9 protein-coding genes and 2 pseudogenes are annotated in these 13,071 nt (G+C 72.3%); 2 read left to right on the forward strand and 9 right to left on the reverse strand.

All coding sequences use genetic code 11. The features are described from left to right. Window positions 1–30: 30 nt before the first annotated feature. The 3 genes from ABZV31_RS23830 to ABZV31_RS23840 all read right to left on the reverse strand — a co-directional run bounded on the left by ABZV31_RS23830 (window position 31) and on the right by ABZV31_RS23840 (window position 4,328). Complete coding sequence (locus ABZV31_RS23830; RefSeq protein WP_355897268.1) at window positions 31–2,229, reverse strand: CDP-glycerol glycerophosphotransferase family protein; 2,199 nt, start codon at window positions 2,227–2,229, stop codon at window positions 31–33. 382 nt (window positions 2,230–2,611) lie between these two features. After that, window positions 2,612–3,421: an ABC transporter ATP-binding protein gene (locus ABZV31_RS23835; protein ID WP_355897271.1), complete on the reverse strand. Its 810-nt coding sequence runs from the start codon at window positions 3,419–3,421 to the stop codon at window positions 2,612–2,614. Continuing rightward, the gene (locus ABZV31_RS23840; RefSeq protein WP_355897274.1) at window positions 3,414–4,328 is read right to left on the reverse strand and encodes an ABC transporter permease; all 915 of its coding nucleotides are present in this window, start codon (window positions 4,326–4,328) and stop codon (window positions 3,414–3,416) included. The genes ABZV31_RS23835 and ABZV31_RS23840 overlap by 8 nt, the downstream gene beginning before the upstream one ends. Before the next feature lie 171 nt (window positions 4,329–4,499). Between ABZV31_RS23840 and ABZV31_RS23845 the strand changes: the two genes are divergently transcribed. Continuing rightward, complete coding sequence (locus ABZV31_RS23845) at window positions 4,500–5,138, forward strand: TetR/AcrR family transcriptional regulator (protein WP_355897277.1); 639 nt, start codon at window positions 4,500–4,502, stop codon at window positions 5,136–5,138. Here the strand turns inward: ABZV31_RS23845 and ABZV31_RS23850 are convergent. The 5 genes and pseudogenes from ABZV31_RS23850 to ABZV31_RS23870 form a co-directional block, all read right to left on the reverse strand. Next, a pseudogene (locus tag ABZV31_RS23850) lies at window positions 5,125–6,074 on the reverse strand (ADP-ribosylglycohydrolase family protein). The gene ABZV31_RS23845 and the pseudogene ABZV31_RS23850 sit on opposite strands and share 14 nt — an antisense overlap. A gap of 46 nt (window positions 6,075–6,120) precedes the next feature. Then, window positions 6,121–7,101 (reverse strand): UDP-glucose 4-epimerase GalE, encoded by a 981-nt coding sequence (gene galE / locus ABZV31_RS23855; protein ID WP_355897280.1) that lies wholly within the window; start codon window positions 7,099–7,101, stop codon window positions 6,121–6,123. 188 nt (window positions 7,102–7,289) lie between these two features. Then, window positions 7,290–8,891 carry a glycosyltransferase family 2 protein gene (locus ABZV31_RS23860; protein ID WP_355897475.1) on the reverse strand — a complete coding sequence of 534 codons (1,602 nt, stop codon included), beginning with the start codon at window positions 8,889–8,891 and terminating at the stop codon, window positions 7,290–7,292. Between the two features lie 45 nt (window positions 8,892–8,936). Then, window positions 8,937–10,223 (reverse strand): glycosyltransferase 87 family protein, encoded by a 1,287-nt coding sequence (locus ABZV31_RS23865; RefSeq protein ID WP_355897283.1) that lies wholly within the window; start codon window positions 10,221–10,223, stop codon window positions 8,937–8,939. A 132-nt stretch (window positions 10,224–10,355) separates the two neighbouring features. Next, the gene (locus tag ABZV31_RS23870; protein WP_355897284.1) at window positions 10,356–10,844 is read right to left on the reverse strand and encodes a MarR family transcriptional regulator; all 489 of its coding nucleotides are present in this window, start codon (window positions 10,842–10,844) and stop codon (window positions 10,356–10,358) included. 134 nt (window positions 10,845–10,978) lie between these two features. Here ABZV31_RS23870 and ABZV31_RS23875 point away from each other — a divergent pair, with 134 nt between their 5' ends. After that, window positions 10,979–11,392 carry an organic hydroperoxide resistance protein gene (locus ABZV31_RS23875; RefSeq protein WP_355897287.1) on the forward strand — a complete coding sequence of 138 codons (414 nt, stop codon included), beginning with the start codon at window positions 10,979–10,981 and terminating at the stop codon, window positions 11,390–11,392. A gap of 83 nt (window positions 11,393–11,475) precedes the next feature. On the opposite strand, the pseudogene ABZV31_RS23880 reads toward ABZV31_RS23875, so the two are convergent. Then, window positions 11,476–12,997: pseudogene (locus tag ABZV31_RS23880) on the reverse strand (hypothetical protein). Window positions 12,998–13,071 lie beyond the last annotated feature (74 nt).

Below are 13,071 nucleotides of genomic sequence, written 5' to 3' on the forward strand. Positions count from 1 at the left end.
GCGGGTGCGGTGGCGGCCGGAGGGGCGCGTCTACCAGCCGTAGGCCTCCTCCGGGCTCGGTGCCGGGGTGCGTGCGTCGAGGGGGAGGACCGGGGGCAGTGACTCCTCGCTCTCGCCGAGGAAGAGCCGGCGTACGACGCGCTCGGCGGCGTGCCCGTCGTCGTACTCGCAGAACCGGCGCCGGAAGACGGCCCGCGCCTTCGCCGCCGCCCCGTCGCGCCACGCGCCGAACGTGAAGATCTCCGCGAGCTCCTCCTGGGTCCGGGCCACCGGGCCCGGCGCCTCGGCGAGCAGGTCGAAGTAGACGCCCCGGGCCGTCGCGTACGTCTCCCAGTCGTCGGCGTGGACAACGATCGGGCGGTCGAGGTTCGCGTAGTCGAACATCAGGGACGAGTAGTCCGTGACCAGCGCGTCGGCGGCCAGGCACAGCTCCTCGACCCGGGCGTGGGACGTGACGTCGACGACCCGGCCACCCGTGCGGGGCAGGTCCGCCAGGGGGGACGCGGAACGGTCGTGGAAGTAGTGGCCGCGCACCAGCAGGACCGTGTCCTTGCCGAGGCGGTCGGCCAGGGCGGCGAGGTCCAGGCGCGGGGCCCAGCCGGTCTGGTAGTCGCGGTGGGTGGGGGCGTAGAGGATCGCCCGCGTACCCGGGCGGATGCCCAGGCGTTCGCGGACGGCTCCGACACCGGCGGCGGTGGCCGTGTAAAAGACGTCGTTGCGCGGATAGCCGTAGTCGAGCGAGACGAAACGGGACGGGTACGCCCGTTCCCACACGCGGGTGGAGTGGCTGTTGGCGGAGAGGCTGTAGTCCCACTTGACGCGGGCCAGCAGCGCGGCGAAGTCCATGCCCCGCGCGGCGGCCGGGTACGGCATCTGGTCGACGCCCATGCGCTTGAGCGGGGTGCCGTGGTGGGTCTGGAGGTGGACCGCGTCCGGGCGTTTCACCACCGTGTCGGGGAAGTTGACGTTGCTGACGAGGTACTTCGCGCTCGCCAGTACCTCCCCGTAGCGACGGGTGCCGGGGACGACGTGGTCGGTGCCGGGCGGGAGCCGGGCCGCCCTGTCCGCCGAGACCACCCACACCGGGTGGACGTGCGGGGCGAGCTCGGCGAGCTTGGCGGCGATCGCGGCCGGGTTGCAGGCGACGCCGCGGTTCCAATAGGCCGAGAAGACGGCCAGGTCGGGGTCGACGGGACGGTCGAGCGCCCTGCGGTAGCAGTGGTCGCGCAGCGTCGCGGCGGCCCGGCGCCTGGCGGTGCCGGTTGCCGACGTGGCCGCACGTCGGGCGCGGTGGGCGGCCTGCAGGGCGCGGTAGCCGACGTAGGCACCCCCTTCGAGCACGGCGTGGCGTACGCCGTCCAGGCCGGCGGGGCGGTGGTGGTCCTCAGGGCGCCACCGGACCGCCGCCCGGGACGCCCGGCGGAAGAACTCCCGCGCCACGGCGTTCGGCAGGCCGGCGCGGACGAAGGTGCGCAGAACGTCACGGACCATGACGTCGTGGAGGACGGTGTGCGGGGCGGGGCGGCCCGCCGCTAGGGCGAGGAGCCGCTCATAGCGGTCGACGAGCGCATACCGGTCCTCGGGGGTGACCGGCCGTGGGCTGTCCGGCCGCGGCCGCCGGTCCTCGTAACCCACGTGGTACAAGCAGGCGACGCGGCCGGCGCGCAGCAGGGCCGCGTACGCCGCGTACGCCTCGTCGTCCGTGTCGAGGTCTGCCGCGTGCGCCCGCCAGAAGTTAGTGCGGAGGGCGCGGTTGCCGAGGAGCGGGGTCAGACGGAGCAGGTGGGCGACGGCGTCGAGGGAGTGTTCGCCGTGGCCCGCGCGGGCGAGGAGGGGGCCGTCGGCGGAGGGTGTCCACGGCGTCTGCCGGGTGGAACGGACATGGTCGAAGAGCAGGATGTCCACCGTGTCCGGCAGGTGGGCGGCGCGCCCCGCGACCGCCCGCGGGGCGCTCGCGGGCAGACCGTCCTGCGCGTGCACGAAGTGCAGCCAGCGGCCGGACGCACGGTCGGCGCCCGCCGCCCGGGCCGCGGCGGCACTCGTGCCCTCCGGCAGGGGCAGCACCACCGCTGCGGGCGCCCGCCGCTCGGCGGTGTCCCGGGCCCGGTCGCCGACCGCGGCCACGACGACCTCGGTGTCCGGGAGGGGATGGGCGGCCAGGGAGTCGAGGAGCCCGGCCAGCTGCCCGTGGGCGTCCGGCCCGTGCACGACGACACTGAGCTCGGGCATCGCTGCGGTGGGCCCCCTTCGCCTTCGTCCGTGCGCAGTGCGCCGGGCACCTCGTCGGGCCGGTGGGCAGGTCGCCTGCCCGGGCTGTCCGGCCAAGTCGTCCAACGTCGGCTGCCCCGGCTGTCCGGCTAAGCCGCCTGCCCGGGCTGTCCGGCCAAGTCGCCTGCCCGGGCTGTCCGGCCAAGTCGCCTGCCCGGGATGTCCAACGTCGGCTGCCCCGGCTGTCCGGCTAAGCCGCCTGCCCGGGCTGTCCGGCCAAGTCGCCTGCCCCGGCTGTCCGGCCAAGCTGCCTGCCCGGGCTGTCCGGCCAAGTCGCCTGCCCGGGATGTCCAACGTCGGCTGCCCCGGCTGTCCGGCCAAGCTGCCTGCCCCGGCCGTCCGGCTAAGCCGCCTTGGCCGCCTTGTCGCCGCCGCCGGTGAACGCCTCGTAAGCCTTGATCACCTCGTCGGTCGGCCCGTCCATGCGCAGCTCGCCGCGCTCCAGCCACAGCACCCGGTCGCAGGTGTCGCGGATCGACTTGTTGTTGTGGCTGACCAGGAACACCGTGCCCGCGCGCTGGCGCAGCTCGCGGATCCGCTCCTCGGAACGCTTCTGGAAGGAGCGGTCGCCGGTCGCCAGCGCCTCGTCGATCAGCAGCACGTCGTGGTCCTTGGCGGCGGCGATGGAGAAGCGCAGGCGGGCCGCCATGCCCGAGGAGTACGTCCGCATCGGCAGGGTGATGAAGTCGCCCTTCTCGTTGATGCCGGAGAAGTCGACGATGTCCTGGTAGCGCTCCCGGACCTGCTCGCGGGACATGCCCATGGCGAGGCCGCCGAGGTGGACGTTGCGCTCGCCGGTCAGGTCGTTCATCAGGGCCGCGTTGACGCCGAGCAGGGAGGGCTGGCCGTCGGTGTAGATGTGGCCGCTCTCCACCGGGAGGAGCCCTGCGACCGCCTTGAGCAGCGTGGACTTGCCGGAGCCGTTGGTGCCGATCAGGCCGATCGCCTCGCCCTTGTACGCGACGAAGGAGACCTTCTTCACCGCGTGCACCCGGCGCACGCCCGCCGCCTTCTCGGCCTGCTTGCGGCGCAGGATGCGGTTGAGGGCGGCGGTCGCGGAGCCGCGGCCGGCGCCGGTGCCGTTGACCCGGTAGACGATGTCGACGCGGTCGGCGATGACGGTGGGGACCTTGTCGGTGCTCTGCTCAGCCACGGCCGTACGTCTCCTCAGCCTTCCAGAAGTAGATGAAGCCGCCGACGCCGGCGAGCAGCGCCCAGCCCAGCGCGTACGCCCACACGTGGTGCGGGAGCTGGCTCGCGTGGAAGCTGTCGATCAGGGCGAAGCGCATCAGGTCGATGTAGACGGCGGCGGGGTTGGACTCCAGCAGCACCTTCACGATGTGCGGCAGGTGGGTGTTGGCCAGCGTCTTGTCGATGCTCCACATGACGCCCGAGACGTACATCCAGGTGCGCAGGATGAACGGCATCAGCTGCGCGATGTCCGGCGTCTTGGCGCCCATCCGGGCCATGATCATCGATACGCCGGCGTTGAACATGAACTGCAGGACCAGGATCGGCACGGCCAGCACCCAGGAGATGTTCAGCGGCACGCCGAAGCAGAGCAGGATCACCACGAGGGCGGCCATCGAGAACAGCAGCTGCTGGAGCTGTTGCAGCGCGAAGGAGATGGGCAGCGCGGCCCGCGGGAAGTGCAGCGCCCGCACCAGGCCGAGGTTGCCGGAGATGGCCCGGGTGCCCGCCATGATCGAGCTCTGCGTGAACGTCCAGATGAACACGCCTGTGACCAGGAACGGGATGTAGTCGGCGACTCCGCGCTTGGTGCCGAGCAGGACGCCGAAGATGAAGTAGTACACCGCCGCGTTCAGCAGGGGGGTCATCACCTGCCAGATCTGGCCGAGCTTGGCCTGGCTGTACTGGGCGGTGAGCTTGGCGGTGGCGAAGGCGGTGATGAAGTGGCGCCGCGCCCACAGCTGGCGGACGTACTCGGGCAGGGAGGGGCGGGCGCCGCTGACGGACAGGCCGTGGCGGGCGGCGAGTGCCGCGAGGTCGTCCTCGGCCGGAGCCGGGGTGTGGGGCGGTGTGTGGAGGACCTGACTCACATCCGCTGCTTTCGCTCGGGGGGAGGGGATGCGGGCGTCCGGTTCCGTGTCCGTCGTCCGTTTCCTTACGTTTCTCTTCACGTTTTCTTACGTCGGGACGGGACCGTATCGTCGCAACGCGAGCGTAGGCCGAAGTGACGTCGGAACGCAACCGTTTCGTCGTAACGCCCTATGCTGGACCGCATGACGACGAACGCCGACGAGCCCCCGACGCGTCCGCGGCGCCGTGTCCCCGCCGGGGCGGCCGTACTGCGAAAGGACGTGACGGAAGCCATCCGGGCGGCCGTCTTCGAGGAGCTCGCGGCCGTCGGCTACGCGCGGATGTCCATCGAGGGGATCGCGCGGCGCGCGGGCGTCGGCAAGACCGCGGTGTACCGCCGGTGGCGCTCGAAGCTGCACCTGGTCCTCGACATCGTCTCGGCGCTCGCGGTGCAGGGCCTGCCCGCGCCGGACACGGGGGTCCTGGAGGCCGACCTACGGCTGCTGTACGAGGTGACGTCCCGGGCCCTGCGCCACCCCGTGGCCTCGCAGATCATCCCCGACCTCCAGGCCGAGGCCGCCCGCAACCCCGACATCGCCGAGGCCATGCAGAAGGCCCTACGGCACGGCCAGGAGAGCGTCGCCAGCAGCATCCTGGCGGCAGCCGAACGCCGCGGCGAAATCCGTCCCGGCCTGGACCAGGACCTGGCCCTCGACCTGATCTCGGGCCCCCTCTACTGGCGCGCCGTCGTCATCCGCACCCCCAAGCTCCCCAAGGGCTACCTGGACGCACTGGCCCGAGCGACGGCGGAGGCCATCAAGGCGCTGTGACGACGCCCAACCGCCGTGCAAGCTCGGCCAGTTCGGGCGTCCGCAGCACCCGCTCGCCGAATCCGGGCAGCGGCACGTGCAGGGCGTCGGTCCACCGTGCCGGAACGGCATCGATGCCGTGGACGGCTCCGGCGAGCCCGCCGGTGACGGCCGCCACGGTGTCCGTGTCGCCGCCGAGGTCGATCGCGGCGCGTACGGCCTCCTCGTAGGAGGTGGTGGTGCGCAGGGCCCAGACGGCGGATCCGAGGCAGGGCCAGACGGCGCCGTTGAACTCGGTCGCGTCGTCGGGGTGCCAGTCGCGGGCGAGGACGACGGCGTAGCGCTCCCGGTGCTCGCGGTGGACCGCCGCGAGTGTGTTCTGGACGGCGTCGATCGGGTCGCCCCCGCCCAGGGCCACTCGCACCAATTCGTGGAAGACCGCGGTGCCCTCCCAGGCCGCCCGGTCCCCGTGGGTGAGCGCGGCGAGGCTGCGGCCAGCGTCCATGGTCGCGTCCCGGCCGCGGGCCGCGAAGTACACCGCCGAGGTGGCCGCCCGCATCAACGCGCCGTTTCCCGCCGCCCGTTGGTTCACCTGGAAGTGCAGCGCGGCAGCCATGTCCCAGGGATCATCGCTGCCCAGGACGGCCTCGGTCTGCAGCCCGATGTCCTTTGGCCCGGCGGCCGCCCACCTGCGGAACCGCGCGAAGACGTCCGGCAGGTCGAGCCCGCCGCGCTCCAGCAGCGACTCGCCGACGAGCACCGCCATCTACGTGTCGTCGTCGCCTCGCCGGGATCCCAGCCACCGCCTCCGCACATCTCGCCGCCCCGGCCGGGAAGCGGGAAGCGCTCGGAGAAGGCGCCCCCTGGGCCGAACTCGAAAGGGGCACCCAGGGCGTCGCCGACGGCGGAGCCGACGACAGCGCCCAGGGCTCGTTCTGTGCGTGGGACAGCGGTCATCCGGCCAGGCTACGGGGGCAGGCCAGGCTACGGGGCCGGGGCCCGGTCAGCTGCGCGCCGCCTCCGGGTGGAGGCGTACCCAGCCCTCCCAGGCCGAGGTGATCATGTCCTGGACGTCGTGCTTGGCCTTCCAGCCGAGTTCCGTGGCGATGCGGTCGGCGGAGGCGACGACGCGGGCCGGGTCGCCGGGGCGGCGGGGGGTGACCGTCGGGGGGTGGTCGTAGCCGGTGATGGCGTTGATCGTGTCGATCATCTCGCGGACCGACACGCCCTCCCCGCGGCCGATGTTCAGGGTCAGGTCGCTGCCCGGGGAGGCCTGGAGGGCGCGGGCCGTGGCCACGTGGGCCTCCGCCAGGTCCACCACGTGGATGTAGTCGCGGATGCAGGTGCCGTCGGGCGTGGGGTAGTCGTCGCCGAAGATGCGCGGGGGCGCGTTCTCCGTCAGCCTCTCGAAGACCATGGGGATCAGGTTGAAGACGCCGACGTCCGCGAGCTCCGGGCTCGCCGCGCCCGCCACGTTGAAGTAGCGCAGCGACGCCGTGGACAGGCCGGTCGCCCGGCCCGTCGCGCGGACCAGCCATTCGCCCGCGAGTTTCGTCTCGCCGTACGGCGACATGGGCACGCAGGGCGTCTCCTCCGTGACCAGGTCCACATCCGGCATGCCGTACACGGCCGCCGAGGAGGAGAACACGAAGGACGGCACCTCGGCCGCCGTCACCGCCTCCAGCAGGACGCGCAGGCCCTCGACGTTCTCCCGGTAGTAGTGCAGGGGCCGGTCCACCGATTCGCCCACCTGCTTCTTCGCCGCCAGGTGGACGACACCGGTGACGTCGTGGTCGGCGAGGGCACGCGCCACCCGGTCCCCGTCCAGTGTGGAGCCCACCACCAGCGGGACCCCGTCCGGGACGCGCTCGGCGATGCCGGTGGACAGGTCGTCGTACACCACCGCCTTCTCGCCCGCTTCGGTCATCGCGCGTACGACGTGCGCTCCGATGTAGCCGGCGCCGCCGGTGATCAACCAAGTCATGTGCGGGCGTCTCCTCGTCAGTTGGCCCAGGGTGGTGGTGTTTGGTGTGCGGTCGGGACCGGGGGGGGTCGTGGTCCGGTCGGTGGGTCTCCGTCGGTGGATCTCCGCCGGTGGATCTCCGTCGATGGATCTCCCTCGGTGGATCCCGGTCGCCGGATTCCCCGCCGTCGGCTTCGAGCCCACTGCTTTCAGTGAAGCAGGCGCCGGAGTCTGCCGCGGAGGACGGACGCGACCCCGCGCAGCCCGGTGGCCACGCGCAGAGCCAGTGAGCCGGAGTGCGTGGCATAGGGCTGCACCAGCAGGACGCCGTGCCGGAGGCTGGGGACGGCGCTGCGGCGCAGCCGGCCGGCGCCCTCCCAGGCGTGCGCCGCCATCTCCTGGGTCACGCCGTCGGCGAAGCGCAATTGCAGGCGCAGGTCCCAGGTGCCGGCGCCCAGTGCGGCGAGGTCCACGGCCGTCTCGGCCGACCAGGTGTCGTCCGCGGACGGCGTGAGCGCGACCGTGGTGCGCTGAGCCGCGCGTCCTTCCTCCCGGTGCCGCCACTCCACCTCCAGTGTTTCGGGGCTCGCCTCCGCCACCCGGCCGTACATCTCGTGCAGGCGCAGCCGCAGGCGGGTGGCACCCGCGCGGGGGCGCAGCTCCGCGTCCACGGCGAGGGGCAGCCGGTGGACCGGGCGGGTCAGGTAGGGCTCCAGGGTGAGCTGGGGCAGGTCGTCCGACCAGACCGGGGTGCCGTCCTCGGCCCGCGCGTAGGGCGGGCACAGGCGGGCCGGGCGGGCGGCGAGCTCCTTCAGCCGGGGCAGGTCGCGCGGCTCGGGCGACGCCAGGACGACGCGCCCGAGGATACGGCCGGGCGCGGTCGGGTTGAGCGACCAGTCGGCCGCGTCGTACTCCGAGAGGTACTCCCGCGTGTGCGCCCACCATGCGCGCTGGTAGTCCGCGTCGCGCAACCCCAGCTCCCGTGCGTACATGCGCAGTTCGTGGTCGAGGAACTTGGCGCGCGCCGCCCGCGCGAGCTCCTTCTGCCCGGCACCCAGCAGGATCTCGTACGCCAGCCGGCTCGCCTCCGTGCGGGCCCGCCAGTTGTCGATGCCCGCGCGGTCCAGCGAGATCGACAGCCGCTCGGCGGACCGGCGCACGTGCCACACGTACACCTGGTCCGGGATGAGGGCCATGCGCGGCCCGGCGGCCAGTACGCGCGCGGTGAAAACGAAGTCCTCGTAGGGGAAGTGGCCTTCGGGGAAGCGGATGCCGTGCTCGCGCAGGAAGTCGGTGCGGTAGAGCTTGTTGACGCACAGGGTGTCGTGCACCAGGCGCGGGAGTTGCGCGGGGCGCGCGAGCACGGCGTTCTTGGTGTACAGGCGCTCCTGCCACAGCACTTCGCGCCCCGAGGGCAGCTCACGGCGCACGCACAGGCCGCTGACAACCTCCGCGTGCTCCTCCGTGGCGGCCGTGAGCAGCGCGTCCACCGCGCCCGGTGGCAGGATGTCGTCGCTGTCGAGGAACATCACGTACGGAGAGGTCACCGCGTCGATGCCGGTGTTGCGCGGGCTGCCGCAGCCGCCACTGTTGACTTCGCGCCGGATCACCCGCATCCTCGGCTCCGTCCCGGCGAGGCGGGTGAGCAGCTCGAAGGTGCCGTCCGTCGAACAGTCGTCGACGGCGACGACCTCCCGGACGGCGGCGCCCTGGGCGAGCGCCGAGCGCACCGCGTCGGAGATGTGGGCGACGTCGTTGTAGCCGATGACGACGACGCTGACGTGGGGGGCCTGTTGGGGGTGCGGGTGCATGGAGTCCACGGACGCGAATCGTAGTTTCTGTTCGGTTCTCTCCCGTTAAGAGGGGCTTAGTGTCCCGTGCGGAAGACGTTGAGAATCCGGCTCGGGTTCCCTCGCCGGCGGCACCAGTTTCGCCGAGCGCCACAGTCGCGCGAAAGAGAGCACGGCGGCAGCGGCCAGCAGGCCGTTGCGGACGAGCATCAGCACGCAGCCGGTCCACGTGCAGGTCGCGACCTGGTGGTACAGCGTGGGGTAGGCGATCACGCTGGCCGCGCTCGCCATCGCGATCAGCGCGGCCACCGGGCGCTGCACGGTCTCCCGCGAGGTAAGACAGACCGCTGACAGCCCCAGCAGCCAGATCATGTACTGCGGGCTGATCACCCGGCTGGTGGCGGTGAACAGCAGCACGGCGCTCAGCGCGGCGTCGTACGGCGTCGCCTGCGTCCAGTGCCGGGCCCGGATCCGCCACAGCAGCATCAGCCCGAAGGCGGCGGCCGTCAGGGCCAGGGAGACGTGGGCGACGGTGGAGACGTGCGGGCCGGTGAACTCCAGCGCCCCGTACTGGTACCGGACCTTCCCCGGCCAGCCGGCGTGCGTCGCGAAGGCCAGCGCCGTGCCGCCGAACGACTCGATCTGCACGCCCCGGCCGCCCTGCTGACGGGCGAAGGCCAGCGGATTCCGGAACAAGGCGACGAGGACCACGAGGGAGGCGGCCCCGGTGACGGCCGCCCACGTCCACGCGGACCGTGTCGCACGCCCCCGCGGTGTGCCCAGCAGCACCAGGAGGGGCCACACCTTCACCAGGGCGCCCAGCGCGGCGAGCGCGCCGCACGCGCGCGGGGAGCGTGACAACGCCAGCAGGGCGAGGATGGCGAGAGCCGTGACCTGCACGTCGTAGCGGGCGAGCGGGACGTGCAGGAGGAGGGGCAGGCCCAGCGTCCAGTAGGCGGCCCCGCGCAGGCTGCGGCCGGGGCGCGTCCCCGCGCGGGCCAGCGCCAGCGCGATCACGCCGTCGACGGCGAGGGTGAGCGCCACGAACGCCTGGAAGTACGTCAGGCCCGGCAGCAGTGAGGGCGACACCAGCACCACCCCGGCGCCCGGCGGGTACTGCCACAGCGTGTCGTGCGCCGGGAAGGCACCATGCGACAGTACGACGTACCAGTGGTGGTAGAGCTTCCACACCTCACGCGCCACCGCGCCCCGGCCCAGCAGGGGCAGGGTGTCATGGGCGAGCAGCGACAGCATCAGGGCGCGGCTGACGAGCCAGGCGGCCGTCAGGGCCGGCAGGCGGTGTCTCGTCGACGCACGCGTGAAGGCACTCGTCGCGCTCTTGAAGGCACTCATCACGGCGGATCGTAATCCGAGTGAATGCCTCGTTAGCGGTAATACACCGCTAATCGTGAGTAAGAGCTTATTAAGTGCACAAAATCCGACGAAGCCGGAAGCGCGTCGGCAGGCGCGTCGGCAGCCCGTCGGCTAGTGGCACCCCGGCGCCTCCTCCAGCGCCGCCGCGTCGAGCGCGGTGGTGAGCGCGTCGAGGCGGGACCGCAGGTCGCGCATCTCGTCGAGGGTGAAGCCGGTAGCGGACATGATCCGGCGCGGCACCTGGGCCGCCCGCTCGCGCAGCGCGGCGCCCTCCTCGGTCAGCCGCACCTCCACCGACCGCTCGTCCCGTGTGCTGCGCTCCCGGTGTACCAGACCGGCCGCCTCCAGGCGCTTGAGCAGCGGGGACAGGGTGCCGGAGTCGAGGCGCAGGTGCTCGCCCAGCTTCTTCACGGGCGTCTCGCCGTGTTCCCACAGCACCAGCATCACCAGGTACTGCGGATAGGTCAGCCCGAGCTCCTTGAGGATCACGCGGTAGACGCCGTTGAAGGCGCGCGAGGCGGCGTGCAGGGAGAAGCAGATCTGGCGGTCGAGACGGAGCCAGTCCTCGCCGGGCGCGGTCTGTGGAACCTGGGTAGTCATGCCTCCAGGGTAGCTCTGGTGCGCCATTTAGTTGTGCGCAACTTAATTGTGTGCTCTACTTGTGGTCGTGAGGCGGCCGGACGCAGAACCAGGGACTGGCCGCCCGGACACGACTTCAAGAGGGATGGTTTTCCATGGACGCGCTCTACACCGCCGTCGCCACCGCCACCCACGGCCGCGAGGGCCGCGCCTTCACCTCCGACGGCAAGCTGGACGTGCAGCTGGCCCCTCCGGTGGAGCTCGGCGGCAACGGGCAGGGCACCAACCCCGAGCAGCTCTTCGCCGCCGGCTACGCCGCCTGCTTCGCCAGCGCCCTCGGCCTGGTCGGCCGCCAGGCAAAGGTGGACGTGAGCGACGCAGCGGTCACCGGCGAGGTCGGCATCGGCAAGCAGGGCCAGGGCTTCGGGCTCGCCGTCACCCTCCGCATCGAGCTGCCCGGCTCCGTGGACGAGGCCACCGGCCGCAAGCTGGTCGAGCAGGCCCACCAGGTCTGCCCGTACTCCAACGCCACCCGCGGCAACATCCCGGTCGAGCTCGTCATCGAGTAACTCGTCATCGAGCCAATCGAGTAATTCGTATCGAGTAAATCAAGTAACTCGTCATCGAGTGAATCGAGCAACCAGGAAACGGCTCACCCCCCGACCCACGCCAGCACCTCCCCGGTCCGCCGGCTCCACGCCACCACCACCGCCTCCTCGGGCACCCTGCGCCGGCGCGTCAGCAGCAGCCAGCGCACGTGGTAACGGCGGGCGATGGCGGTGCGCTCGGCGCGGGTCGTGCCCCGGGCGAGGTAGGTGCGGATGTCGTCGGTCCGCCGCTGCCGCTCCCGTTCGTCGAGGGCGGTGTCCGGCCAGGTGGGCGCGACGAGGTCGGGGCCGTACCCCGCGATCGCGTGGCGGGCGTAGTAGCCGTCGGTGATCACGACCTCGTGCGGCCGCATGTGCCGCGCCGCCCAGTCGTACGTCGGCCAGCGCGGCGGCTGGTCGAAGCCGACCGGGTCCAGCGAGCGCGGCAGGACCGCCCCGGCCTGGACGGTGAGAAACCCCAGGCAGGCCCCCGCGGCCGCGAGCACCCCGAGCAGGCGGCGCCATGGCATCCAGGGCCGCGGCGCCGCCAGCTCCACGGCGAGCGCGAGCTGCGGCCCCACCAGGGTCAGGCCGAGGATCCGGCCGTAGGTGTAGCGGCCGCTGAGCCACCCGTACGCCACGACGAGACAGTCCAGCAGGAACATCAGCACCAGCGGGTCCCGCCAGGACGACCTGCGCGCCCGCAGCCACAGCGCAGGCAGTCCGAGCAGCGCCAGCCAGAAGTGGCCGCCGAGGCCCTGGTACAGCACCTGGTGCAGGTCGTCGAGCCTGCTGTCCCCGGCCAGCGCGAACACGTCGAAGTAGGGCCAGCTCGCGCCGACGCCCAGGGCGGCGACGCCCGTCAGCAGCCACCGGCCCGCCACCGGTCCCCGCCGGCCCTGCTGCCACCCGGCCACACAGGCGACCGCCCCCACCGCCGCCGCCACCGACGTGATCGGGTGCACCAGCAGGATCACTCCGTACAGCGCGCCGAGCCCCGCGTACGCGGGGAAGCCGCGCAGCCCGCTCGGCCCCACGAAGCGCACCGGCCCCGCGTCGCGCGCCTGCGTCCCCGTCAGCGCCCAGGCCCAGAAAGTGAGGCCGATCGTGAACGTCGACGGGTAGCCGAGGTTGCCCGTCATCGACATCAGCCCCAGGTAGCCGCTCCACCAGGCCCGTTCGGTGCCCCACAGCAGCGTCATGGAGGCCAGCGCCAGCACCGGCGCCCATGCCCGCGGGGTCAGCACGCGTACGAAGCGGCCGAGGCCGGTCAGCAGCACCAGCAGGTTCGGCGGCCCGGCGAGCTGCACCACCTCCCAGCCGGACAAGTCCCGTCAGCCGGGCGAACACGCCCTGGGTGACCGCATACGGCGAGTAGTACGGGCTGCCCGCCCCCGGCAGGTCCGCCATCGGGTGGCGCGGGTGGAGGAGGTCCGCCCTGAGGCGTTCGATCACCCGCCAGTACGCCAGCGACATCACCAGCCAGAACAGGAAGCCGAAGACCTGGTACGGGCTCGGGCGCCAGGTGCGGCCGCCGCGCAGTGCGGCGCCGCGCACGGTCCGCCGGACGAGGACGCTGGCGCTCACCGGATCGCGGCAGAAGGGGATCTACGGGGCATTGGTCGTATATTCCCGCCAAGATCAACACCCCTGCCCCGTAT

The sequence above is a fragment of the Streptomyces sp. NPDC005202 genome, from assembly GCF_040608235.1.
Classification (GTDB): Bacteria; Actinomycetota; Actinomycetes; order Streptomycetales; family Streptomycetaceae; genus Streptomyces.

Coding starts and splice junctions, on each gene's coding strand:
- ABZV31_RS23860 (WP_355897475.1), bottom strand. CDS start 8,891: ATGCACCCGCACCCCCAACAGGCCCCCCACGTCAGCGTCGTCGTCATC.
- ABZV31_RS23865 (WP_355897283.1), bottom strand. CDS start 10,223: ATGAGTGCCTTCAAGAGCGCGACGAGTGCCTTCACGCGTGCGTCGACG.
- ABZV31_RS23870 (WP_355897284.1), bottom strand. CDS start 10,844: ATGACTACCCAGGTTCCACAGACCGCGCCCGGCGAGGACTGGCTCCGT.
- galE (WP_355897280.1), bottom strand. CDS start 7,101: ATGACTTGGTTGATCACCGGCGGCGCCGGCTACATCGGAGCGCACGTC.
- ABZV31_RS23830 (WP_355897268.1), bottom strand. CDS start 2,229: ATGCCCGAGCTCAGTGTCGTCGTGCACGGGCCGGACGCCCACGGGCAG.
- ABZV31_RS23875 (WP_355897287.1), top strand. CDS start 10,979: ATGGACGCGCTCTACACCGCCGTCGCCACCGCCACCCACGGCCGCGAG.
- ABZV31_RS23845 (WP_355897277.1), top strand. CDS start 4,500: ATGCTGGACCGCATGACGACGAACGCCGACGAGCCCCCGACGCGTCCG.